The organism is Streptomyces sp. NPDC005017 (assembly GCF_042873115.1).
Taxonomy (GTDB): Bacteria; Actinomycetota; Actinomycetes; order Streptomycetales; family Streptomycetaceae; genus Streptomyces.
The window spans coordinates 200791-224134 of record NZ_JBIALD010000001.1; the positions used below are offsets into that span (position 1 = coordinate 200791).

The window sequence follows — 23344 nt, forward strand, 5'->3', positions numbered from 1 at the left end:
CTGCGGTCAACCTCTCGTGTGGGGGGTGAGGGCGGGCCCGGCTCCCAGGGGGCCCACCCCGTTGCGCCTTCGGGGGCCGGGGATCTACAGGCGGCCGAGCACCTGGGTCAGCAGGGCGCCCATCCGGGCCGCCGAGTCACGGCCGGCCTGGAGGACCTCCTCGTGGTTCAGCGGCTCGCCGGTCATGCCCGCGGCGAGGTTGGTGACCAGGGAGATGCCGAGCACCTCGGCGCCCGCCTCACGGGCCGCGATGGCCTCCAGCACGGTCGACATGCCGACCAGGTCGGCGCCGATCACGCGGGCCATGCGGACCTCGGCCGGCGTCTCGTAGTGCGGGCCGGGGAACTGCGCGTAGACGCCCTCCTCCAGGGTGGCGTCGATCTCCTTGCACAGGGCGCGCAGCCGCGGGGAGTACAGGTCCGTCAGGTCGACGAAGTTCGCGCCGACGATCGGGGAGGTGGCGGTGAGGTTGATGTGGTCGCTGATCAGCACCGGCTGACCGGGGCGCATGCCCTCGCGCAGTCCGCCGCAGCCGTTGGTGAGCACCACGGTCTTCGCGCCGGCCGCGACCGCGGTGCGCACGCCGTGGGCGACGGCGGCGACGCCGCGGCCCTCGTAGTAGTGGGTGCGGCCCAGGAACACCAGGGCCCGCTTCTCGCCGATCCTGTACGAGCGGACCTTGCCGCCGTGGCCCTGGACCGCCGGCGGCGGGAAGCCGGGCAGCTCGGTGACCGGGAACTCGGCCTCGGGCTCGCCGAGCGCGTCCACGGCCGGGGCCCACCCGGAGCCCATCACGAGGGCGACGTCGTGGGACTCGGCGCCGGTCAGTTCGCGCAGGCGCGCGGCGGCGGCGTCGGCGGCGGCGTACGGGTCGCCCTGGATGTCGTCCGGAAGAAGAGATGCGTTCACGTCGACGAGAGTAGCCGGTTATTACCTACGCGCGTAGATGACAGAGCTCACGGTATGGCGATCGTTGTCTTGTCGTTTCCGACGAAAGGCCGCGCCGGAGGGCGGTCACTCCTCGGTGATGACGACGTCCTTGTCGTTGAAGACCTCGACGATGAAGACCAGGAGCCGGCCCAGGCTGAGCGTGTACTCCACCAGGATGTTCTGCGTGAGCCGGACCGTGCGGTCGTCGCCCGTGGAACTTATGGCGCGGGACGCCGGGAGGAAGGGGTCCCGCGCCAGCACGGCGATCCCCTTGTCGAACGCGGCGCGCTGCCGGTCGTCGAGCCTGTCCCGTGCCGTCGCGGCCTGCTCGGTGTAGAAGACCTGGTAGGTGCGCCGTGCCTCGGGCATGGGAGTCTCCGTTCGTGCGCCGATCCCCGTCGAGTCTAGAGGCCGGGCCCCGTCAGCAGGGACGCTTCCGCAGCTCCATCACGTAGTCGTGCGGAGCGCCCGCGGACTCCGCCGCGTCGGCCACCTCGCCGAGGTAGCGGGCCGAGGGCAGGCCGCCCTCGTAGGCGTTGAGGACGTACGTCCAGGCGGACTCCTCGCCGTCCAGGGTGTGGACGCGCACCCGCATCCGGCGGTAGATGCCGAGGCCGACGCCCTCCCAGCGGTCCAGGGACTCCTCGTCCATGGGGGCGAGGTCGTAGAGCGCGACGAAGACCTGGGCGGCGGGCTGCTCGACGATCGTCGCGAGCGCGCCCTCCCAGCCCATCTGCTCACCGCCGAAGGTCATCCGCCACCCGTTCAGCCAGCCGGTGGCGCGCAGCGGCGAATGCGGGGCGCGGCGGGTCATCAGCCGCGCGTCGAGATTGCCGGCGTAGGCGGCATAGAGCGACATGCACAGAGGGTACGGCAGCCGGAACGTCCGTCACTCCCGTCTTCCCCGGTCCCGTCCGGGGGCCCGGGTACCCCGCCCGGGCCCCCGGGGCAGTACCACCTTGAAGCGTGCGGGACAATGGAGTACGTGACTCGGATCGTGATCATCGGTGGCGGACCCGGCGGCTACGAAGCTGCCCTGGTGGGCGCTCAGCTCGGCGCGGAGGTGACCGTCGTCGACTGCGACGGTCTGGGCGGAGCGTCGGTACTGACCGACTGCGTGCCGTCGAAGACCCTTATCGCTACGGCCGAGGTGATGACCACCTTCGACTCCTCGTACGAGGAGCTGGGCATCATCGTCGCCGACGACACCCCGCACATCGACACCCCCGCGCGGGTCGTCGGCGTGGACCTCGGCAAGGTCAACCGGCGTGTGAAGCGGCTCGCGCTCGCGCAGTCGCACGACATCACCGCCGCCGTCACCCGGGCCGGCGCCCGTGTGATGCGCGGCCGCGGCCGCCTGGAGGGCATGCAGGCCCTCGACGGCTCCCGCAAGGTCGTCGTCACCGCCGCCGACGGCACCGAGGAGACCCTCACCGCCGACGCCGTCCTGATCGCGACCGGCGGCCACCCGCGCGAGCTGCCCGACGCCCGCCCGGACGGCGAGCGCATCCTGAACTGGACGCAGGTCTACGACCTCACCGAGCTCCCCGAGGAGCTCATCGTGGTCGGCTCCGGCGTCACCGGCGCGGAGTTCGCGGGCGCCTACCAGGCGCTGGGCTCCCGCGTCACGCTCGTCTCCTCCCGCGACCGGGTGCTGCCGGGCGAGGACCCGGACGCCGCCGCGGTCCTGGAGGACGTCTTCCGCCGCCGCGGGATGAACGTCATGGCCCGCTCGCGCGCCGAGTCCGCCAAGCGCGTCGGCGACCGCGTCGAGGTCACCCTCGCCGACGGCCGTGTGATCACCGGCTCCCACTGCCTGATGGCGGTCGGCGCCATCCCCAACACCGAGGGGATGGGCCTGGAGGAGGCCGGGGTCAGGCTCAAGGACTCCGGGCACATCTGGACCGACCGGGTCTCCCGCACCAGCGCGCCCGGCGTGTACGCCGCCGGTGACGTCACCGGCATCTTCGCGCTGGCCTCGGTCGCCGCCATGCAGGGCCGTATCGCCATGTACCACTTCCTCGGCGACGCGGTGACCCCGCTGAACCTCAAGACGGTCTCCTCGAACGTCTTCACGGACCCCGAGATCGCCACCGTCGGCTACAGCCAGGCCGACGTCGACGCGGGCAAGATCGAGGCGCGGGTCGTCAAGCTGCCGCTGCTGCGCAACCCGCGCGCGAAGATGCAGGGCATCCGCGACGGCTTCGTCAAGATCTTCTGCCGTCCCGGCACGGGCATCGTGGTCGGCGGTGTGGTCGTCGCGCCGCGCGCCTCGGAGCTGATCCACCCCATCTCGATCGCCGTCGACAACAACCTGACGGTCGAGCAGATCGCGAACGCGTTCACCGTCTACCCCTCCCTGTCCGGCTCGATCGCCGAGGTGGCGCGGCAGCTGCACACGCGCAAGGCGACCGGCGAGGCCTGACCGCGGCCGGAACCGACTCCCCGTCCGTCACGGGGAGTCGCGGCCTCTGCGGCTGGCACGGGCGGCGGGAGTATGCCCGTATACCACTACCCGCTGCCCTGTGCGAACAACTTCTGCTATTCGGCGCAAACTGCTGAAACCAGACGGTCGTTGGGGTTACTGTCAGTTTCGTGTTCGCTGCAGAACGTCGCCAATTGATCCTAGAAATGGTGCGAGCGAACGGAGCAGTGTCGCTCCGTGAGCTCGCCCGCGTCGTCCAGACCTCAGAAGTGACCGTACGACGGGATGTGCGGGCACTGGAGGCAGAAGGACTCCTCGACCGCCGGCACGGCGGTGCGGTACTGCCGGGCGGTTTCACGCGCGAGTCCGGCTTTCCGCAGAAATCGCATCTCGCGACCGCCGAGAAGACGGCCATCGCCGACCTCGCCGCGAACCTCGTCGAAGAGGGCGAGGCCGTCGTGGTCGGTGCGGGAACCACCACGCAGGAACTGGCCCGCCGGCTCGCCCGTATCCCGGGGCTGACCGTCGTCACCAACTCCCTGCTGGTCGCCCAGGCCCTCGCCCACGCCAACCGCGTGGAGGTCGTGATGACCGGCGGCACCCTGCGCGGCTCCAACTACGCCCTCGTCGGCTCCGGCGCCGAGCAGTCCCTCCAGGGGCTGCGGGTGTCCAAGGCCTTCCTGTCGGGCAGTGGGCTGACCGCCGAGCGCGGCCTGTCCACGTCCAACATGCTCTCGGCGTCCGTGGACCGGGCCCTGGTGCAGGCCGCCGCCGAGGTCGTGGTGCTCGCCGACCACACCAAGCTCGGCACGGACACCATGTTCCAGACCGTGCCGACGGATGTGATCACCCGGCTCGTCACCGACGAGCCGCCGGCGCACGACGACCGGGCCGCGACCGAGCTCCAGGCGCTCGCCGACCAGGGTGTGCAGATCGCTGTCACCGGTACGTCGGGAAACGCCCAGGGGGGCGCGGCGGGTGGGGGGCCGGGGGGTGATGCCACCGCGGCGCGGCCGCAGCGGCGTGACGTTCCGCTGCCTGCGCCCCGGCGTGGCGTCCCCGGCGCGGCGTCACTGCGGGGGGCTGCTGTGATGACCGACCCTTCGGCCGGGGGGCCTGAGCAGCGGGCTGCCCGGGTTGCGGATATGCGGCGGCGGTAGGGGGCGGGGCGGGGCGCTTGCCGCGGGCCGGCTGTGTTCTTCGCCGTGGGGCGGGGGTGCGTTTGTCCTGTGCCGGGCCGTTGTGGCTGGTCGCGCAGTTCCCCGCGCCCCTTTAGGTCCGTGGGGCTTAGCGTGTTCGGGCTGTGCTGCGGCGTTGTGGGTGGTCGCGTAGTTCCCCGCGCCCCTCAGGTCCGTAAGGCTTGGCGTGCTTGTGCGGGCGCTGGGCCGTTGTGGCTGGTTGCGCGCGCGGCGGCGGAGCCGTGGATGACTGTGCCCCGCGCCCTCCCTTGAGGGGGGTGCGGGGCACTTTGTGTCTGGGGGTGGGGTCAGTCCTTGATCTCGCAGATGGGGGCGCCGGAGGTGAGGGAGGCGCCGACTTCGGCGGTGAGGCCCTTGACGGTGCCGGACTTGTGGGCGTTGAGGGGCTGTTCCATCTTCATGGCCTCCAGGACGACGACGAGGTCGCCTTCCTTGACCTCCTGGCCCTCCTCGACGGCGATCTTGACGATCGTGCCCTGCATGGGGGAGGCGAGGGTGTCGCCGGAGGCGACGGGACCGGACTTCTTCGCGGCGCGGCGCTTGGGCTTGGCGCCGGCGGCGAGGCCGGTGCGGGCCAGGGACATGCCCAGCGAGGAGGGCAGGGAGACCTCCAGGCGCTTGCCGCCGACCTCGACGACGACCGTCTCGCGGCCCGCCTCCTCGTCACCCTCGGCTTCGGCGGGGGCGGCGAAGGGCTTGATGTCGTTGACGAACTCGGTCTCGATCCAGCGGGTGTGGACCGTGAACGCGTCCTTGGAGCCGGTCAGCTCGGGGGCGAAGGCCGGGTCCGCGACGACCGCGCGGTGGAAGGGGATGGCGGTGGCCATGCCCTCGACGTGGAACTCGGCCAGGGCGCGGGCGGCGCGCTGCAGGGCCTGTTCGCGGGTGGCGCCGGTGACGATGAGCTTGGCGAGCAGGGAGTCCCAGGCGGGGCCGATCACGGAGCCGGACTCGACGCCGGCGTCGAGGCGGACGCCGGGGCCGGTGGGGGCGTCGAAGCGGGTGACGGTGCCGGGGGCGGGCAGGAAGCCGCGGCCGGGGTCCTCGCCGTTGATGCGGAACTCGAAGGAGTGGCCGCGCAGGGCGGGGTCGTCGTAGCCGAGCTCCTCGCCGTCGGCGATGCGGAACATCTCGCGGACCAGGTCGATGCCGGCGACCTCCTCGGTGACCGGGTGCTCGACCTGGAGGCGGGTGTTGACCTCGAGGAAGGAGATGGTGCCGTCCATGCCGACGAGGAACTCCACCGTGCCGGCGCCGACGTAGCCGGCCTCCTTCAGGATGGCCTTCGAGGAGGAGTACAGCTCCGCGACCTGCTGCTCGGACAGGAACGGCGCGGGGGCCTCCTCGACGAGCTTCTGGTGGCGGCGCTGCAGGGAGCAGTCGCGGGTGGAGACGACGACGACGTTGCCGTGGCGGTCGGCCAGGCACTGGGTCTCGACGTGGCGGGGCTTGTCGAGGTAGCGCTCGACGAAGCACTCGCCGCGGCCGAACGCGGCGACGGCCTCACGCACGGCGGAGTCGTAGAGCTCGGGGACCTCTTCGAGGGTGCGGGCGACCTTCAGGCCGCGGCCGCCGCCGCCGAAGGCGGCCTTGATCGCGATGGGCAGGCCGTGTTCCTTCGCGAAGGCCACGACCTCCTCCGCGCCGCTCACCGGGTCGGGGGTGCCCGCGACGAGGGGGGCACCGGCGCGCTGGGCGATGTGCCGGGCGGCGACCTTGTCGCCGAGGTCGCGGATGGCCTGCGGGGGCGGGCCGATCCAGATCAGTCCGGCGTCCAGCACGGCCTGGGCGAAGTCGGCGTTCTCGGAGAGGAAGCCGTACCCGGGGTGGATGGCGTCGGCCCCGGACTCCCGGGCCGCGTTCAGGACCTTGTCGATGTCCAGATAGCTGGTGGCCGGTGTGTCACCGCCCAGGGCGAACGCCTCATCCGCCGCGCGGACATGCAGAGCGTCCCGGTCGGGGTCGGCGTACACGGCCACGCTGCCGATCCCGGCGTCCCGGCAAGCACGGGCCACGCGGACAGCGATTTCGCCACGGTTGGCGATGAGCACCTTGCGCACGATTGAGGCTCCCTCCTTGAAACAAGCCGAGTTTAGGGACTGCCGACACGACAGTTCGACCCGTCCCCAATGGTGAGCTTGCCCACACGGAGCGTGATTCGAGGCTTGCTCGACCCGCGAAATCCCTTGTCGCGCCTTGGGGCGCAGGACTCCACCGGAAAACCCTAGCCCGCCCATGTGGTCAAGGTCTCTGTGAGAGCGTGCCGCGCCCCACTCCGTTTCTTTGTGGAGTCCCTACGAATGGCCCAATGATTCTTTGCCTGTCACAGAACCCTTGTCCGGAGGTTTACCCGTTAGTAGCGTTCGCGATGGCTCGAACGTACTTGAGGTAACGCCGCCGACCGGGCGGCACTCGAACGCGCGGAAGAGGGTGGGGACCCGTGGTGCGCAGACCCGTGGCGTGGCTGCTGGCGGTCGTGCTTCTCGTCGAGGGGCTGGGCATCGCCGCGATCAACTGGTTCCTCGGACATGTCGTCGAGCGCCAGCGCATGTCGATGGGCGGCCTCGACCCGGACGTGATGTCCCTGTCCTCGAAGATCGGCGGAGTGGTCTTCGGCCTGTACTTCCTGCTGTGCGCCTATACCGCGCTGCTCGTCGCCCTGCGCGACCGCGCCCCGGCCGGTCTCGGGCGTGTCGCACTGGTCAGCGCGGCGGTCGTGCACGGGCTGCTGGGCGCGGTCACCTGGGGCCTGGTGGGGCCGGCCGTCTTCACGTTCATGATCGTGGTGCTGGCGCTCATAGTCCTGCTGCTGGTCTCCTACGACCGCCCCGAGACGACGGAGGCCCCGGCCGCGCCCGAGCCCGCCGACCCGGCGCCCACGTCGCCCGCGAAGGGGCCCGCGACCGCGTGAGGGCGGCCGCCGTCCGGGCCGGGGTCTGAACCCGGACCGACCGCTGCCGCGGTGGCCGTCCGGGCCGCGCGCTCAGGCGAGGCCGTCCGGTGTCACGCCCAGAGGTCGGTGATCGAGACGTTCAGGCGGTTCAAGAGGCGGCGGAGCAGGGGGAGGCTGATGCCGATCACGTTGCCGTGGTCGCCGTCGATGCCGTCGATGAACGGGGCCGAGCGGCCGTCCAGGGTGAAGGCGCCCGCCACGTGGAGGGGCTCGCCCGAGGCGACGTACGCGGCGACCTCGTCGTCGGTGGGCTCGCCGAAGCGGACCACGGTGGAGGCGGTCGCCGAGGCGTAGCGGCCCGACGCGGTGTCCCAGACGCAGTGGCCCGTCTGGAGGACGCCGGCGCGTCCGCGCATGGTCTTCCAGCGGGCCGTGGCCTCCTCGGCGTCGGCGGGCTTGCCGAGCGCCTGGCCGTCGAGCTCCAGCACCGAGTCGCAGCCGATCACCAGCGCGCCGCGGACGTCCGGGCGGGCCGCCACGACGGAGGCCTTCGCCTCGGCGAGGGCGAGGGCCAGTTCTGCCGGGGTGGGCGCGGTGACGGCGTCCTCGTCGACCCCGCTGACGATCACCTCGGGGGCCAGGCCGGCCTGGCGCAGGAGGTTGAGCCGGGCGGGGCTCTGCGAGGCGAGGACGAGGCGGCGGCTGGGCTTGTCTGTCATGCGGTCAGCGTATCGGCGGGGCCGGGGTCGCGTCGGGCTCAGCGGAGGCCGATGGCGATCATCGCCAGCACCATGGCGACCGCCATGAGGATGCCGAGCCGCCGCAGCATCTCCTGCATCTCGCGGAGTTCTTCCGGGGGCTCGTTCTCGGGGTCGGACCACAGCATGCCACTAGCGTGGGGCTTGGGTGGGGGAGGGGCCTGAGTACTCGTACTCAAGTTGTACGGCCGGGTTTCACTTCGGCTACGCGTGGGGTTCTTGTGCGGCGTGGGCCTGTGACGCGTGTGGTCGCTTTTTGCGCAGTTCCCCGCGCCCCTTGGAGGGTCGTTGATCGCGCCCGCGCGGTAGGAGCCGCAGGTGGATGCGGCCCTGCGCCCCCTCGGGGTGGTTGCGCGTTGTGGACCGGTGCCCCCCCCGTGGTCGCTTTTTTGCGCAGTTCCCCGCGCCCCTTCGGGGGTGGTTGTGAGGCGTGGGCCTGTGACGCGTGTGGTCGCTTTTTGCGCAGTTTCCCGCGCCCCTCGGGAAGGGTGGTTGTGTGGCGTGGGCCGGTGGCCCGTGGGGTCGCCTTTTGCGTCCGCGCGGCCGGAGCCGCATGTGGGTGCAGCCCCGCGGTCGTGTGGGGAGTCGCGGGTGGGTGAAACCCCGCGCCCCCCTCGGGGGCGCGGGGTCTGTCAGCTCGGCCAGGTGGATCTGGTCCAGGCTGTCCTGCTCGGGTGGGGGAGGCGGTGGAGGGCGATTCTTGAGGGGTCGGACCAGGCGGCGCGGGGAGCGGGGGCGGCCGGTGCCGCGGCGTCGGCCGCCGCGGCGCGGGCTCGGACCACTGCCAGTGCGGCGGCGAGTTCCTCGGGGGTGGGGTTGCCCCGTACGACCTTGATGGTCACAGCGGCTCCTCTCCAGGCGCTCTACAGGGGGATGTTGCCGTGCTTCTTGGGCGGCAGGGACTCGCGCTTGGTGCGCAGCTGGCGCAGGCCGCGGACGATGTGGCGGCGGGTGTCGGAGGGTGCGATGACGGCGTCGACGTAGCCGCGTTCGGCCGCGACGTAGGGGTTGAGGAGGGTGTCCTCGTACTCGCGGATCAGGCGGGCGCGGACCGCCTCGAGGTCCTCGCCGTTCGCTTCGGCTTCGGCGAGGGTGCGGCGGTGGAGGATGTTGACGGCGCCCTGGGCACCCATGACGGCGATCTGGGCGGTTGGCCAGGCCAGGTTGAGGTCGGCGCCCAGGTGCTTGGAGCCCATCACGTCGTAGGCGCCGCCGAACGCCTTGCGGGTGATCACGGTGATCAGGGGCACGGTGGCCTCGGCGTAGGCGTAGATGAGCTTGGCGCCGCGGCGGATGATGCCGTCGTGCTCCTGGTCGACGCCGGGTAGGAAGCCGGGCACGTCGACGAACGTGATCACGGGGATGTTGAAGGCGTCGCAGGTGCGCACGAAGCGGGCGGCCTTCTCGGAGGCGGTGATGTCCAGGCAGCCGGCGAACTGCATCGGCTGGTTGGCGACGATCCCGACCGGGTGGCCCTCCACGCGGCCGTAGCCGGTGAGGATGTTCGGCGCGAACAGCGGCTGGGTCTCGAAGAACTCGCCGTCGTCCAGGACGTGCTCGATCACCGTGTGCATGTCGTACGGCTGGTTCGCCGAGTCCGGCACGACCGTGTCGAGTTCGAGGTCCTCGGCGGTGTGCGCGAGGTCCGCCTCCTCGGGGAACGCGGGCGGCTCGGAGAGGTTGTTCGACGGCAGGTACGACAGCAGCTGCTTGACGTACTCGATCGCGTCCTTCTCGTCGCCGGCCATGTGATGCGCCACGCCGGAAACGGAGTTGTGGGTGCGCGCGCCGCCCAGCTCCTCGAAGCCGACGTCCTCGCCGGTGACCGTCTTGATGACGTCCGGGCCGGTGATGAACATGTGCGACGTCTGGTCGACCATGACCGTGAAGTCGGTGATCGCGGGCGAGTACACCGCGCCGCCCGCGCACGGCCCCACCACCAGGCTGATCTGCGGGATCACCCCGGAGGCGTGCGTGTTGCGGCGGAAGATCTCCCCGTACGCGCCCAGCGAGGCGACGCCCTCCTGGATCCGCGCGCCGCCGGAGTCGTTGATCCCGATCACCGGGCAGCCGGTCTTCAGCGCGAAGTCCATCACCTTCACGATCTTCTGCCCGTACACCTCGCCCAGCGCACCGCCGAACACCGTGAAGTCCTGCGAGAACACCGCCACCGGACGCCCGTCGACCGTGCCGTAGCCGGTCACCACCCCGTCACCGTAGGGGCGGTTGGCGTCCAGCCCGAAGTTGCTGGAGCGGTGCCGGGCGAACTCGTCCAGCTCCACGAACGAGTCCTCGTCCAGGAGCAGCCCGATCCGCTCACGGGCCGTCAGCTTGCCCTTCGCGTGCTGCTTCTCCACGGCACGAGCCGAGCCCGCGTGCGTCGCCTCCTGGACGCGACGCTGGAGATCCGCGAGCTTGCCCGCGGTGGTGTGGATGTCGATCTCTTCCGGCTCGGACATCGGGATGCGGCTCCCTGCCTGCTCAAAAGGGGGGACGATTACTCATCCGTAGCGTAGTGGCGGCCCTACCGATCGGCAGTGCGGCGTACAACACACCTAGTGTGGCTTGCATGACTCCGCGAGATGCCTCAGACGACCGCTGGTCCGACCTCGACCGCCCGCCCCTGAACGGCGCGGCCCTGCGCCGCGGGCTGGTGCGCGAGGGCGGGCTCTACCGCGATGTGGAGGTGGTGCGCGGCACCGGCTCCACCAACTCCGACCTGGTGGCCCTCGCCGTCGCGGGCAAGGCGCAGGAGGGCGCCGTCCTGGTCGCCGAGGAGCAGACCGCCGGGCGCGGCCGGCTCGACCGGGAGTGGACCGCCCCGCCCCGCTCGGGCCTGTTCTTCTCCGTGCTGCTGCGGCCCGCCGAGGTCCCGGTGGCGCGCTGGGGCTGGCTGCCGCTGCTGACCGGGGTGGCCGTGGCGACGGGTCTGTCGCGGGCGGCCGGGGTGGACACGGCACTCAAGTGGCCCAACGACCTCCTGGTCACCGTCGGTGGCGAGGAACGCAAGGCCGGGGGCATCCTCGCCGAGCGCGCCGGGGGGGACTCGGTGGTCGTCGGCGTCGGCGTCAACGTGACTCTGCGTGAGGACGAACTCCCGGTGCCCCAGGCCGGATCGCTCGCTCTCGCGGGCGCGACGAGCATCGACCGCGACCCGCTGCTGCGGGCCGTGCTGCGCTCCCTGGAGGAGTGGTACGGCCGCTGGCGCGAGGCGGGCGGCGACCCCGTGGCCTCCGGTCTCCAGGAGACGTACGCGGCGGGCTGCGCGACGCTGGGACGAGTCGTCCGGGCGGAACTGCCGGGCGACCGCTCGATCGTGGGCGAGGCGGTGGCGCTCGACGGCGACGGCCGCCTGGTCCTGGCGACGGAGGAGGGCGTGCAGGAACCTGTGGGAGCAGGCGACATCGTGCACTTGAGGCCCGCTTAGGAGCGCGTGCCCCAGGGGCGCGGGCCGCGACTGCCGGCGGCTTCGCCGCGGGCCGCGGGCAGCGGTCACGACCCGCACCCGGCCCGGCGACGAATCCCGGCACATGCGGCCCCGAACGGCGAAACCCAACGGAGTGAGCCCGTACAGTTGAGGCCGGTCGATACCTGACCGCGGCAGATCGGAAGGGCAGCAGGCGTGACCGTCGACGACACGGGCTCCGGCATGGGTCGTACCCCAGCGCCCGACGGCAACGGCACGGGCAGCGACAACGGCGAGGACCCGCTCGCGCTCCGCCTGGAAGGGCTCATCCTCGGCGCCGAGCGCCGCTACACCCCCTTCCAGGCCGCCCGCAGCGCGGGTGTCTCCATGGAACTGGCGTCCCGTTTCTGGCGGGCGATGGGCTTCGCGGACATCGGCCAGGCCAAGGCGCTCACCGAGGCCGATGTGCTGGCCCTGCGCCGGCTGGCGGGCCTCGTCGAGGCGGGCCTGCTCAGCGAGGCCATGGCCGTGCAGGTGGCGCGTTCCACCGGCCAGACCACCGCCCGGCTGGCCGAGTGGCAGATCGACTCCTTCCTGGAGGGCCTGACCGAGCCGCCCGAGCCGGGCATGACCCGTACCGAGGTCACGTATCCGCTGGTCGAGCTGCTGCTGCCGGAGCTGGAGGAGTTCCTCGTCTACGTCTGGCGCCGCCAGCTCGCCGCGGCGACCGGCCGGGTCGTGCAGGCCGCCGACGACGAGGAGATGGTCGACCGCCGCCTCGCCGTGGGCTTCGCCGACCTCGTCGGCTTCACCCGCCTCACCCGCCGCATGGAGGAGGAGGAACTGGGCGAGCTGGTCGAGGCGTTCGAGACGACCGCGGCGGACCTCGTCGCGGCCCGCGGCGGCCGCCTGATCAAGACGCTGGGCGACGAGGTCCTGTACGCCGCCGACGACGCCGGGACGGCCGCGGAGATCGCCCTGCTGCTCGTCGAGACGATGGCCAACGACGAGACCATGCCGGAGCTGCGCGTGGGCATCGCGTTCGGCACGGTCACCACCCGGATGGGCGATGTCTTCGGTACGACGGTGAACCTGGCCTCCCGGCTCACTTCGATAGCTCCCCGGGACGCCGTCCTCGTCGACAGCGCCTTCGCCGAGGAGCTGATCCGCGCGGGCGAGGCCCCGGCCTCGGAGTCCGAGGCCGCGGAGGCGGCCGCCGCCGCGGAGAAGGAGGGCGAGGAACCGCCCGCCTACCGGTTCGCCCTCCAGCCCATGTGGCAGCGCCCGGTGCGTGGCCTCGGCGTGGTCGAGCCGTGGCTGCTCACCCGCCGGGACGGGACGGCGTAGTCCGAGCGTGCCCGTGGCGCGCATGCTGCTCGTCCTGGTCGTCCTGCCCGATGCACAGCCCGATGACCGGGATGCACAGTCCGGGCGGCTGGGCGGGCTGGGCGGGGGTCGGCGGGGCGGAGGGCTGTGCGGGCGTCGGTTCCGGCCGTGACGGCGGTGCGCTCGCCGGCGGTGTCCGGGGCGGCGTAGTGCGGGGCGTGGGTGTGCTGGGTGCCTGGGGGATGCCGGTTCCGGCCGGGGCCGGGCGGTTCGCGGAGGACCTCGGGGCGGCCTCGCTCGCGGCGGGCGCGGGGCTTTCGGAGGGCAGCGGCGACGCGGCGGCTCCGCCGAGGGGCGCGGTGGCCGAGGGGCTCGGCCGCGGGGTGCCGGTGTCGGTGGCGGCCGCGTGGGACGCGCGCTCCGTGCCCCGGTAGGGGTTGACCCTCGGCTCGGCCTCCGCCGTATCGATCCCGCCGAGACCGGAGTCCGGGGCCAGTCGTACGAGGCTCAGCGCGCCGGCGGCCAGCGCGAGGCCGCCCGCGGTGAGCAGCACCCCGCGGGGGCGGGGCCGCCGGTGCCGTCCCCGCGGGCGGATGGTGCTGGTGATGTGTGTCGTCATCGCGTCCCTCCCCGATGCGTGCGCCCCCTTCGCGCCCTGGCGGACGTTATGCGCGCTTGTGGCGGTCCGGGAGGGAGTTGGGCGTGATGTCACTCGAATGGGGTGTCGGGTCTTGTGCGACGAACGGGTGTGTGATGGTCCTTCCTCCGTGCGATCCCCCTTCCGGGGCCCGACCGGGACACCCGGGCGGCCGAGCCGTAGGCCGCCGACGTCCCGTGGTCCTTTCCCCCTTGGCTCAGCCGGGGCCGGCTGCGATGATCTGGGGCGTTGGTGTTAACCCGCGTTAACCGGAGGGCGTCATGGGCGAGGAGCGGTTCGGGGAGTTCGTGGCCGTACGGCGGCACGGGGACGGCGGCCATGTGGCCGAGCTGGCCCTGGACCGGCCCAAGGCGATGAACGCCGTGTCGAGCGAGATGGCCCGCTCCATCGGCGAGGCCTGCGCGGCGCTGGGCGCCGACCGCGAGGTGCGCGTCGTGGTGGTGACCTCCACGCACGAGCGCGCCTTCTGCGTCGGGGCCGACCTGAAGGAGCGGAACTCCTTCACCGACGCCGAGCTGGTCCGCCAGCGCCCGGTCGCGCGCGGCGCCTACACGGGAGTCCTGGAGCTGCCCGTGCCGACGGTCGCCGCGGTGCACGGGTTCGCGCTCGGCGGCGGCTTCGAGCTGGCCCTGTCCTGCGATGTGATCGTGGCCGACGGCACGGCCGTGGTGGGGCTGCCGGAGGTCTCGGTGGGCGTCATCCCGGGCGGCGGCGGCACCCAGCTCCTGCCGCGCCGGGTGGGCGCGGCGCGGGCGGCCGAGCTGATCTTCACGGCCCGCCGTGTGGAGGCCGGGGAGGCGCGCGAGCTCGGACTGGTCGACGTCCTCGTCGACGACGGCCGGGACCGCGAGGAGGCCCTCGCCCTCGCCGCCCGGATCGCCGGGAACTCCCCGGTGGGCCTCAGGGCCGCCAAGCGTGCCCTGCGTCTGGGGCACGGCCTGGACCTCCGGGCGGGCCTGGAGGTGGAGGACGCGGCCTGGCGCTCGGTCGCCTTCTCCGGGGACCGGGCGGAGGGCGTGCGGGCGTTCAACGAGAAGCGCAAGCCCCGGTGGCCGGGCGAGTGAGGCGGGTTTCCCCACCTGTTCGCCACACAAACACCCCATAGCGAGAAAAAGGTCCCTAACCTGGAGCAATGGGCGAGGACGAGCGACTGTCGGCGGTGGTCGCGCTGGCGCAGGGCATGGCGGCGGCCCACACTCCACGCGAGTCCTGGCACGCGGCGGCGCACGGTGCCTGCCACGCCCTGGACGGAAGCTTCGCCGCCCTGTCGGTGTGGGAGCGGGACCTCGGCCGCCTGCGGGTCCTGGTGAACGTGGGGGAGCGCGCCGCCGGTGAGGTGGAGTTCCCCGACGACGAGACGTACCCCGTCCATCAGTTCCCGGAGATCACCGAGTTCCTCCATGAGCGCTGGGCGGGCGGGGGCGGTCCCCACGCCTGGGTGGAGACCGCGGACGGTCCCGCCGCGGGCCGCCCCGGCTATGTGCACCAGCGGGTCGCCGCGCTGCGCCGCCGGGGCCGGGGCAGCTGTGTCGTCGCCCCGGTCGTGCTGCACGGGCGGGCGTGGGGCGAGCTGTATGTGGCGCGCCCGGCGGGAGCCGACGTCTTCGAGCCGTCCGACGCCGGGTTCGCCACCGTGCTGGCCGCCGTCGTCGCCGCGGGCATCGCGCAGACCGAGCGGCTGGAGGAGGCCCGCCGGCTGGCCTTCACCGACGCGCTGACCGGCCTCGCCAACCGCCGGGCCGTCGACATGCGCCTGGAGGAGGCGATCGAGCGGTACCGCGCCGAGGGTGTCGTCGTCAGCCTCGTGGTCTGCGACCTCAACGGCCTCAAGCGGGTCAACGACAGCCAGGGCCACGCCGTCGGCGACCGGCTGCTGGAACGCTTCGGCTCGGTGCTGTCGCTGTGCGGCGCGATGCTGCCGGGCACGCTGGCGGCCCGGCTGGGCGGGGACGAGTTCTGTCTGGTGGCGGCCGGCCCGCCCGCGGACGACGTGGTGAAGGTCGCCGACGAGCTGTGCCGCCGGGCCGCCGAACTGGAACTGGGCGACGGGGTGGCCTGCGGGGTGGCGTCCACCGAGGACCCGATCGGTCCGGTGCGCTCGGCCCGCCGGCTGTTCCGGCTCGCGGACGCCGCCCAGTACCGGGCCAAGGCGGTGCGCGCGGCGAGACCGGTGGTGGCCGGCCGGGCGGGCCCGGACGATCCGGTCGTCCGGCTGGCGGACGCGCCCTCCCGGGAGGCGGGGGCGGAGCGCCGCAGCTTCCGCGGCCGCAGCTGACGGACGTACCGGCGGGGGGTCCGGTCGGCGGGTCGCGGGGGTCCGGTCGGTAAGGGGCGAACCCCGTGGCCACTGGTGACATTTTCGAATTCACTGCGTACGCTCCTGAATATGGATATGCACACTGTGGTGGTGGGGACCTCCGGCACGACCGCGTCCGACGTTCTGGCCGTCGCGCGCGGCGGCGCCCGCGTCGAGCTCTCCGAGCAGGCGGTGGCGGCCCTCGCGGCGGCGCGCGAGATCGTGGACGCGCTGGCCGCCAAGCCCGAGCCGGTCTACGGCGTGAGCACCGGCTTCGGCGCCCTGGCGACCCGGCACATCAGCGCGGAACTGCGCGCCCAGCTCCAGCGCAACATCGTCCGCTCGCACGCGGCCGGCATGGGCCCGCGCGTCGAGCGCGAGGTCGTGCGCGCGCTGATGTTCCTGCGGCTGAAGACCGTCTGCTCCGGTCACACCGGTGTCCGCCCCGAGGTCGCGCAGGCCATGGCGGACCTGCTCAACGCCGGCATCACCCCGGTCGTGCACGAATACGGCTCGCTCGGCTGCTCCGGCGACCTGGCCCCGCTGTCCCACTGCGCCCTGACGCTGATGGGCGAGGGCGACGCGGAGGGCCCGGACGGCACCGTCCGCCCCGCCGGCGAACTGCTCGCCGAGCACGGCCTCGCCCCCGTCGAGCTGCGCGAGAAGGAGGGCCTCGCCCTGCTCAACGGCACCGACGGCATGCTCGGCATGCTGATCATGGCCCTCGCCGACCTCGACACCCTCTACAAGACGGCCGACGTCACCGCCGCCCTCTCCCTGGAGGCCCTGCTCGGCACCGACAAGGTCCTCGCGCCCGAGCTGCACGCCATCCGCCCGCACCCGGGCCAGGGCGACTCGGCCGCGAACATGCTGGCCGTGCTCAAGGGCTCCGGCCTCACCGGGCACCACCAGGACGACGCCCCGCGCGTGCAGGACGCCTACTCGGTGCGCTGCGCCCCGCAGGTGGCCGGCGCCGGCCGCGACACCCTCGCGCACGCCCGTCTGGTCGCCGAGCGCGAGCTGGCCTCGGCCGTCGACAACCCGGTCGTCCTGCCCGACGGCAGGGTGGAGTCCAACGGCAACTTCCACGGCGCGCCCGTCGCCTACGTGCTGGACTTCCTCGCCATCGCCGCCGCCGACCTGGCGTCCATCGCCGAGCGCCGCACCGACCGGCTGCTGGACAAGAACCGCAGCCACGGCCTGCCGCCGTTCCTCGCGGACGACGCCGGTGTCGACTCCGGCCTGATGATCGCCCAGTACACCCAGGCCGCCCTGGTCAGCGAGATGAAGCGGCTGGCCGTGCCCGCCTCGGCCGACTCCATCCCGTCCTCGGCGATGCAGGAGGACCACGTCTCCATGGGCTGGTCGGCGGCGCGCAAGCTGCGCACGGCCGTCGGCAACCTGACCCGCGTCCTCGCCGTCGAGCTCTACGCCGCCGCCCGCGCGGTCGAGCTGCGCGAGGGCCTCGCCCCGGCCCCGGCCAGCCGTGCCGTCATCGACGCCGCCCGCGCGGCCGGCGTCGGAGGCCCCGGCCCGGACCGCTTCCTCGCGCCCGACCTGGCCGCGGCGGACGCCTTCGTCCGCGACGGCTCCCTGGTCACGGCGGCGGAGACGGTGACCGGCCCGCTGCGCTAGCGGCCCGCCCCGCGCATGCCGAAGGGCCCCGTCCGCGACCGCGGACGGGGCCCTTCGGCGAGTACGTGCCGTGTTACTTGAGCTTGCCGGCCTGGGCGTCGACGACCGGCGCCGGGACCTTGTACTGCTTCTCGCTCATCATCGCGCCGATGTTCATCGTGAAGTACGAGGCGAGGGTGTTGCCGTGCCGCACGACCTGGGTGTGGACCGTGCCGGTCTGGCCGGCCTCCGCGTCCATCTCGCCGGTCGTGACGAAGGCCAGCGTCTCGTCCCCGCCGGCGCCGACCGCGTCCTCCTCGGCGACCTTGGTCATCTTCGTCGGCTCGCCGCCGTCGGAGACCTCGAAGCCGCCCGAGCAGTCCTTGACCGCCTCGGAGACCTTCTTGAAGGCCTCCGAGGCGCCGTCACCCTCGTACGAGGACAGCGCGACGACCGTCACGTCGGCGTTCAGGGCCTCGGCCATGGCGTCCTCGATCTCGCCCTCCGCCAGGTCCTCGACGGACTTGGAGGCGGCGTCGCTCGGCTTCTTCTCCTGCGAGGCCATGGTGTTGGCCTCGGCCGGCGCGTCCGTCGGCGCGAGCCCGCTCATGACGTAGATGAGCGGCAGGCACTTCTCGTCGCCCTTGAGCTTCTTCTTGTCGGACTTGAGCGAGTCCTCGACCGGCTCGACCTTGTAGCCGTCGACGTCGCCCTGTGCGATGAGCAGCTTGTCCAGCTCGGCCTTGCTGTACGTCTTGCCGTTGCCGCCGGAACCCTTGGTGTCGTCCGAGCCGCTGTCCGAGCACCCCGTGAGCAGCGCCAGCGACAGCGCGCCGACGACAGCCGTGGCGCACAGACGCGCCCCCGTTGATCTGTTCATGAGCGGACTATGAGTGTTCGGTCAAACACGAGTCAAGCTGAGGTATTCAGAACCCAAGCCGCTCTCTTCGCACCGAATACACCACGAACCCGGCGCCGAGCGTGAGGCAGAACGTGCCGCCCACGACATAGGGCGTGCTGTCGAAGCTTCCGGTGTCGGCGAGTTCGGTGCCGCCGGACGAGCTCTCGGTGCTCGCGGCGACGGCTCTGGCCTGCGTCGTCGTGGTCGCCGCGGGCGGGCGTCCCGCGGCGGAGTCGCCCGTCGCGTTCGCGGACGGGACGAACCACAGGGCGCCCAGCAGGCTTGCCGCGGCGGTGGCGGTCAGCAACGGACGGCGAGCGGATGACACGGAATATCGATCCCCTTGTGACGCTGGCGAATTGGCCGTGTGCAGCGATGCTAATGAAAGGGGCGGGTCGCGGGAAAGCCATCTCGGGTGCCGGCCGTACGCTCCGGGGCATGAGCACCCCAGAGACATCACGTTTTGTACGGCTTCGCGTCGAACTCGTCCTCGAGGTGGACGACGTGGACGCGGTCACGGAGGCGGCGCTGGAGCGTGTCGCGGAGGACGGGGAGATGCCCGGCTCCGAGCGTGCGCATGCCGAGAGCGCGGTGAGGGAAGACACAGCCGAGGCGCTCGCCTACCTGGTGGACCCGTTCGACCTGGTGGGCGAGGTGCCCGGGGTCGAGCTCCAGCAGGCCTCCTGGAGCAGCGAGCTGATCGAGTACGACCCCGACTCTCCGGACTGGGATCTGGACGAGGATGATGGCGAGGAGGAGTTCGAGGAGTACGAAGAGGGCGACGAAGGCGAAGAGGGCGAAGAGGAGACGGACGACAAGGGCGACGGGGAACGCGCGTCGCGCTGAGCCGGTTGTGGGGAAATCGTGACCCTGGACGGCAACCGTCGTCCGGGGTTTCGTCGTCTCAGGGGACGCACCGACCGACAGCCGTTACCACCGGCCCTGGCGGGAAGTGGCGTGCCCCACACGATCAGGGCATGTGGAACGGGACGAACCGGTCGTAGCGTTGATAGCTCACGGCGGGGAACTCCCGGGGTTACTGGGGAATCGGCAACGATGGAGAAGCGTGTGATGACGAACAGTAAGCGGCGCAGGGGCCTGACGGTCGCGTCCGCACTGCTCGGCGGTGTTCTGGTGCTCTCGGCCTGCTCCGGCGGCGACGAGGCCAAGGCCGACGGGGGTGGCGACACCTCGCAGGCCAAGGTCGACGAGGCGGCGGCGCAGAAGACCTCCGAGGCCCAGATCAAGATCACGCCCAAGGACGGCACGGCCAACGCCTCCATCAACAACTCCGCCGCTGTCACCGTGAGCAAGGGCACGCTCACCGAGGTGTCGATGACCACCTCGGACGGCACGGAGGTCTCCGGCGAGATATCCGCCGACAAGACCAGCTGGAAGCCCAGCGCCCAGCTCGAGCGCTCGACGACCTACAAGATCGCGGTGACCGCGAAGGACGCGAAGGGCCGTGACGCCCACGAGAACGCCTCCTTCACCACGGTCTCCCCGGACAACAGCTTCATCGGCAGCTTCACGCCCGAGGACGGCTCCACCGTCGGCGTCGGCATGCCGGTCTCGATCAACTTCGACAAGGCGATCACCAACAAGGCGGACGTCCAGAAGGGCATCACCGTCAGCTCCAGCAGCGGGCAGGAGGTCGTCGGCCACTGGTTCAACGCCAACCGCCTGGACTTCCGCCCCGAGAACTACTGGACCGAGAACTCCACCGTCACGCTGAAGCTCGCGCTCGACGGTGTCGAGGGCGCGGACGGTGTGTTGGGTGTCCAGCAGAAGACGGTCACCTTCAAGATCGGCCGCAACCAGGTCTCGATCGTCGACGCCAACAGCAAGCAGATGAAGATCACGCGGAACGGCAAGGTCGTCAAGACCATCCCGATCTCCGCCGGCTCGCCCGAGAACAAGACCTACGAAGGTCAGATGGTGATCTCCGAGAAGTTCAAGGAGACCCGGATGAACGGCGCCACCGTCGGCTTCACCGACGACGACGGCAAGGGCGAGTACGACATCAAGGACGTGCCCCACGCCATGCGCCTGACCACCTCGGGCACCTTCATCCACGGCAACTACTGGGGTGCCGACTCGGTCTTCGGCAACGTCAACACCAGCCACGGCTGTGTCGGCCTGAACGACACCAAGGGTGCCGGCGACCCGAACACCGAGGCCGCGTGGTTCTTCAACAACTCGATCGTCGGTGACGTGGTCGTCGTGCAGAACACCGGCGACAAGACCGTCTCCCCGGACAACGGCCTCAACGGCTGGAACCTGGACTGGGCGCAGTGGAAGGCCGGCTCCGCCGTCTGATCCCGCACGAAGCCCTGCCGATGCCGCCCTCCCCGAGGGCGGCATCGGCGTTTTCCGGCCTTCCTGGCTCGCCCCTTCCGGGTGCGTGCTGTGGGGTTGCTGTGACGCTCCGTCAGGGGTTCTCATACTCCTCTTATGCGGCACTTATCAGTCCATCAGGGTGCCTCTCTAGCTTGCGGCGCATGTTCTTCACCTACCTGAGGCGCGAACTGCGCCGCCGCAGAAAGGCGGCCCTCGTCGTCGCCTCCGGCCTCGCGCTGGGCATCGCGCTCGTCATCGTGGTCACCTCCGTGTCCTCCGGCATGAGCAGGGCGCAGGACAAGGTCCTCCAGTCGCTGTACGGGCTCGGCACCGACATGACGGTCACCAAGGCCGCCGCGGCCCGGACCGGCGAGCAGGGCGGCGGCCCCCGCTTCCGCTTCGACGCCCGCGACGACGACTCCGAGGACGAGCAGAGCAGCGACCGCGTCATGGTCCAGGGCTTCCAGACCCTCGCCTCCTCCACCGTCGGCAAGGTCGCGGACCAGGACGGTGTCGCGGACGCGGTCGGCGGGCTCAGCCTCCAGGTCATCAGGGTCAGCGGCGAGTTCACCCGCGGCCAGTTCCAGCAGCAGGAGGGCGGCGGCCAGGGCGGCGGCCCCGAAGCCGGGCAGCAGGCCCCGCAGGGCCGGGTGGAGGGCGGCGGCGCCGACTTCGGCGTCAACAACTTCTCCGTCTACGGCACCGACGTCACCGAGCCCGCCCTCGGCCCGCTGACCTCCTCGAAGATCACCAGCGGCCGTACCTTCAAGACCACCGAGACGAACAGCAGGGTCGCCGTGGTCGACTCGGCGTACGCCAAGGAGAAGAAGTACGAGGTCGGTTCGACCGTCACCGTCAAGGGCGTCGAGTACAAGGTGATCGGCGTCGCGACCGCCGACAGCGGCGACTCCGCGGCCAACCTGTACATCCCGCTGACACAGGCCCAGACCCTCGCCGGCGCGAAGAACAAGGTCACCACGATCTACGTCAAGGCCACCGACTCCCAGCGGATCGACGCCGTCAAGTCCGCCGTCAGCAAGAACGTCCCGGGCACGACGGTGACGACGTCCGCCGACCTCGCCGACACCGTGTCCGGCTCCCTGTCCACCGCCTCCGGCCTCGCCACGAAGGTCGGCAAGTGGCTGTCCGTCGCGGTCCTGGTCGCCGCGTTCCTGGTGGCCGGACTGCTCACCTCCTCGGCGGTCTCCCGCCGGGTGCGGGAGTTCGGCACCCTCAAGGCCCTCGGCTGGCGCTCGGGCCGGGTCACCGGCCAGGTGGTCGGCGAGGCCGTCGTCAACGGCCTGGTGGGCGGCGCCCTCGGCATCGCCCTCGGCCTGGCGGGGGCGTACGCGGTGACGGCGGTGAGCCCGACGCTGGAGGCCGACCTCGGCGGCGCCACCGGCGGTGGCCCGGGCCAGGGCGGACCGGGCCTGGTGCTGGGCGGCCCCGGCGGCCCCCAGTCCGCGGGCAGGTCCCTCGAAGTCGCCCTGACCGCGCCGGTCAGCCTGACGACCATCGCCCTCGCGGTCGGGCTCGCGGTGACCGGCGGCCTGATCGCGGGCGCCTTCGGAGGCTGGCGGGCATCGCGGCTGCGCCCCGCCGACGCCCTCCGCCGCGTCGAGTGACGGGCGGGGCCGCAGCCGCCCCGCTTTCAGCGGCGCGGGGCCGTACCGACGTGGGGCTGCGCCGCGTGGGCGCGGCACGGTCCGGCGCGTGCCCTGTTGCCGTGAGGGGGGTCCGACCGCCCGGCCCAGGGGGCGGGGCCGTACCGACGTACGGCTGCGCCGCGTGGGCGCGACCAGCCACCGAAATCCCGCAGACGAAGGAACACCATGTACGACCTCACCGCAGTGACCAAGCACTACACGCGAGGCAAGGAGACCGTGAAGGCCCTGGCCGGCATCGACCTCACCATCGCCGACGGGGACCGCCTCGTCATCCAGGGTCCCACCGGCGGCGGCAAGTCCACCCTGCTCCAGATGCTCGGCGGTCTCGACCGCCCGACCTCGGGCCAGGTCGTCCTCGACGGCACCGACCTCGCCGCCCTGCCCGAGGCCCGCCTCACCCGCGTACGCAGCGAGAACATCGGCTTCGTCTTCCAGAGCTTCAACCTCGTCCCCACCCTCACCGCCCAGGAGAACGTGGAGACGGCCCTCGTCCCGCTCGGCGTGAAGGCCAAGGAGCGCCGCGAACGCGCCGCCGGGGCACTGGAGTCGGTCGGCCTGGGCGAACGTCTCGGGCATCTGCCCGGGGAGATGTCCGGCGGCCAGCAGCAGCGCGTCGCCATCGCCCGCGCGCTCGTCAAGCGCCCCAAGGTGCTGCTCGCCGACGAGCCCACCGGCAACCTCGACGAGTCGATGCGCGACGAGGTGATGGACGTGCTGGAGACGATGTGGAAGGAGCACGGGCTGACCTTCGTGATGGTCACCCACGACTCCGCCATCGCCGGGCGGGCACCCCGGCTCGCGACCATCCGCAAGGGGGCCATTACGGTCACCGAGCGCGCTGTGTCCTGAAATCGCTGCTGTCACCCGCTTTTATGACGGACTCGTGACAGACCCCTTGTTGAGGCCGCTGATCACCTCCCGGCATACTTCG

The 23344-nt window shown here is 71.9% G+C and carries 23 protein-coding genes; 12 read left to right on the forward strand and 11 right to left on the reverse strand.

Annotated elements, in window-relative coordinates; genetic code table 11:
- Positions 1 to 84 precede the first annotated feature (84 nt).
- From ACFYR0_RS00810 to ACFYR0_RS00820, 3 genes are all read right to left on the reverse strand, one after another.
- On the reverse strand, positions 85 to 909 hold the full coding sequence (locus ACFYR0_RS00810) for a purine-nucleoside phosphorylase (RefSeq protein ID WP_389320119.1): 825 nt from the start codon (positions 907 to 909) through the stop codon (positions 85 to 87).
- A 105-nt stretch (positions 910 to 1014) separates the two neighbouring features.
- Complete coding sequence (locus ACFYR0_RS00815; RefSeq protein ID WP_389320122.1) at positions 1015 to 1299, reverse strand: hypothetical protein; 285 nt, start codon at positions 1297 to 1299, stop codon at positions 1015 to 1017.
- A 52-nt stretch (positions 1300 to 1351) separates the two neighbouring features.
- Positions 1352 to 1789 (reverse strand): gamma-glutamylcyclotransferase, encoded by a 438-nt coding sequence (locus ACFYR0_RS00820; RefSeq protein WP_386377524.1) that lies wholly within the window; start codon positions 1787 to 1789, stop codon positions 1352 to 1354.
- Between the two features lie 117 nt (positions 1790 to 1906).
- Here ACFYR0_RS00820 and ACFYR0_RS00825 point away from each other — a divergent pair, with 117 nt between their 5' ends.
- Positions 1907 to 3355: an NAD(P)H-quinone dehydrogenase gene (locus tag ACFYR0_RS00825; protein WP_389320125.1), complete on the forward strand. Its 1449-nt coding sequence runs from the start codon at positions 1907 to 1909 to the stop codon at positions 3353 to 3355.
- Positions 3356 to 3561: 206 nt separating this feature from the next.
- Complete coding sequence (locus ACFYR0_RS00830) at positions 3562 to 4515, forward strand: DeoR/GlpR family DNA-binding transcription regulator (protein WP_389320127.1); 954 nt, start codon at positions 3562 to 3564, stop codon at positions 4513 to 4515.
- 326 nt (positions 4516 to 4841) lie between these two features.
- Here ACFYR0_RS00830 and ACFYR0_RS00835 read toward each other — a convergent pair whose 3' ends face one another.
- Positions 4842 to 6614 (reverse strand): acetyl/propionyl/methylcrotonyl-CoA carboxylase subunit alpha, encoded by a 1773-nt coding sequence (locus tag ACFYR0_RS00835; protein WP_389320130.1) that lies wholly within the window; start codon positions 6612 to 6614, stop codon positions 4842 to 4844.
- A 380-nt stretch (positions 6615 to 6994) separates the two neighbouring features.
- Here ACFYR0_RS00835 and ACFYR0_RS00840 point away from each other — a divergent pair, with 380 nt between their 5' ends.
- Positions 6995 to 7465 carry a hypothetical protein gene (locus ACFYR0_RS00840; protein ID WP_389320134.1) on the forward strand — a complete coding sequence of 157 codons (471 nt, stop codon included), beginning with the start codon at positions 6995 to 6997 and terminating at the stop codon, positions 7463 to 7465.
- A gap of 92 nt (positions 7466 to 7557) precedes the next feature.
- Here the strand turns inward: ACFYR0_RS00840 and ACFYR0_RS00845 are convergent, their stop codons facing one another.
- The 4 genes from ACFYR0_RS00845 to ACFYR0_RS00860 all read right to left on the reverse strand — a co-directional run bounded on the left by ACFYR0_RS00845 (position 7558) and on the right by ACFYR0_RS00860 (position 10664).
- Positions 7558 to 8166, reverse strand: a complete 609-nt coding sequence (locus ACFYR0_RS00845) for a Maf family protein (protein WP_389320137.1) — start codon at positions 8164 to 8166, stop codon at positions 7558 to 7560.
- A 38-nt stretch (positions 8167 to 8204) separates the two neighbouring features.
- Entirely contained in the window at positions 8205 to 8333 is a 129-nt protein-coding gene (mmpB, locus tag ACFYR0_RS00850) for a morphogenic membrane protein MmpB (RefSeq protein ID WP_389320140.1), read from the reverse strand.
- Positions 8334 to 8837: 504 nt separating this feature from the next.
- Positions 8838 to 9047, reverse strand: a complete 210-nt coding sequence (locus ACFYR0_RS00855) for an acyl-CoA carboxylase epsilon subunit (protein WP_389320143.1) — start codon at positions 9045 to 9047, stop codon at positions 8838 to 8840.
- 21 nt (positions 9048 to 9068) lie between these two features.
- Positions 9069 to 10664: an acyl-CoA carboxylase subunit beta gene (locus ACFYR0_RS00860; RefSeq protein WP_389320146.1), complete on the reverse strand. Its 1596-nt coding sequence runs from the start codon at positions 10662 to 10664 to the stop codon at positions 9069 to 9071.
- Positions 10665 to 10774: 110 nt separating this feature from the next.
- On the opposite strand from ACFYR0_RS00860, the gene ACFYR0_RS00865 reads away from it, so the two are divergent.
- The gene (locus tag ACFYR0_RS00865; protein WP_389320149.1) at positions 10775 to 11632 is read left to right on the forward strand and encodes a biotin--[acetyl-CoA-carboxylase] ligase; all 858 of its coding nucleotides are present in this window, start codon (positions 10775 to 10777) and stop codon (positions 11630 to 11632) included.
- Positions 11633 to 11827: 195 nt separating this feature from the next.
- The gene (locus ACFYR0_RS00870) at positions 11828 to 12958 is read left to right on the forward strand and encodes an adenylate/guanylate cyclase domain-containing protein (RefSeq protein WP_389320151.1); all 1131 of its coding nucleotides are present in this window, start codon (positions 11828 to 11830) and stop codon (positions 12956 to 12958) included.
- On the opposite strand, the gene ACFYR0_RS00875 is transcribed toward ACFYR0_RS00870, so the two are convergent.
- Positions 12933 to 13556, reverse strand: a complete 624-nt coding sequence (locus ACFYR0_RS00875) for a hypothetical protein (protein WP_389320154.1) — start codon at positions 13554 to 13556, stop codon at positions 12933 to 12935. The genes ACFYR0_RS00870 and ACFYR0_RS00875 overlap by 26 nt on opposite strands.
- A gap of 299 nt (positions 13557 to 13855) precedes the next feature.
- Between ACFYR0_RS00875 and ACFYR0_RS00880 the strand changes: the two genes are divergently transcribed.
- The 3 genes from ACFYR0_RS00880 (at position 13856) to hutH (ending at position 17526) form a co-directional block, all read left to right on the forward strand.
- Complete coding sequence (locus ACFYR0_RS00880) at positions 13856 to 14659, forward strand: enoyl-CoA hydratase/isomerase family protein (RefSeq protein WP_389320156.1); 804 nt, start codon at positions 13856 to 13858, stop codon at positions 14657 to 14659.
- A gap of 68 nt (positions 14660 to 14727) precedes the next feature.
- A complete protein-coding gene (locus ACFYR0_RS00885; protein WP_389320159.1) occupies positions 14728 to 15870 on the forward strand; it encodes a diguanylate cyclase domain-containing protein in 1143 nt (380 codons plus the stop codon).
- Positions 15871 to 15987: 117 nt separating this feature from the next.
- Positions 15988 to 17526 (forward strand): histidine ammonia-lyase, encoded by a 1539-nt coding sequence (hutH, locus tag ACFYR0_RS00890; RefSeq protein ID WP_389321077.1) that lies wholly within the window; start codon positions 15988 to 15990, stop codon positions 17524 to 17526.
- Positions 17527 to 17599: 73 nt separating this feature from the next.
- On the opposite strand, the gene ACFYR0_RS00895 is transcribed toward hutH, so the two are convergent.
- Together ACFYR0_RS00895 and ACFYR0_RS00900 are read right to left on the reverse strand one after the other, a co-directional pair.
- Positions 17600 to 18385, reverse strand: coding sequence for a hypothetical protein (locus tag ACFYR0_RS00895; RefSeq protein ID WP_389320162.1), 786 nt, complete (start codon positions 18383 to 18385; stop codon positions 17600 to 17602).
- Between the two features lie 46 nt (positions 18386 to 18431).
- Complete coding sequence (locus ACFYR0_RS00900) at positions 18432 to 18734, reverse strand: hypothetical protein (RefSeq protein ID WP_389320164.1); 303 nt, start codon at positions 18732 to 18734, stop codon at positions 18432 to 18434.
- Positions 18735 to 18844: 110 nt separating this feature from the next.
- Between ACFYR0_RS00900 and ACFYR0_RS00905 the strand changes: the two genes are divergently transcribed.
- The 4 genes from ACFYR0_RS00905 to ACFYR0_RS00920 all read left to right on the forward strand — a co-directional run bounded on the left by ACFYR0_RS00905 (position 18845) and on the right by ACFYR0_RS00920 (position 23262).
- On the forward strand, positions 18845 to 19252 hold the full coding sequence (locus ACFYR0_RS00905) for a hypothetical protein (protein WP_389320166.1): 408 nt from the start codon (positions 18845 to 18847) through the stop codon (positions 19250 to 19252).
- Positions 19253 to 19462: 210 nt separating this feature from the next.
- Complete coding sequence (locus ACFYR0_RS00910; protein ID WP_389320169.1) at positions 19463 to 20725, forward strand: Ig-like domain-containing protein; 1263 nt, start codon at positions 19463 to 19465, stop codon at positions 20723 to 20725.
- Positions 20726 to 20907: 182 nt separating this feature from the next.
- The gene (locus tag ACFYR0_RS00915) at positions 20908 to 22371 is read left to right on the forward strand and encodes an ABC transporter permease (protein ID WP_389320172.1); all 1464 of its coding nucleotides are present in this window, start codon (positions 20908 to 20910) and stop codon (positions 22369 to 22371) included.
- A 207-nt stretch (positions 22372 to 22578) separates the two neighbouring features.
- A complete protein-coding gene (locus ACFYR0_RS00920) occupies positions 22579 to 23262 on the forward strand; it encodes an ABC transporter ATP-binding protein (RefSeq protein ID WP_389320174.1) in 684 nt (227 codons plus the stop codon).
- The last annotated feature ends 82 nt before the right edge of the window (positions 23263 to 23344 follow it).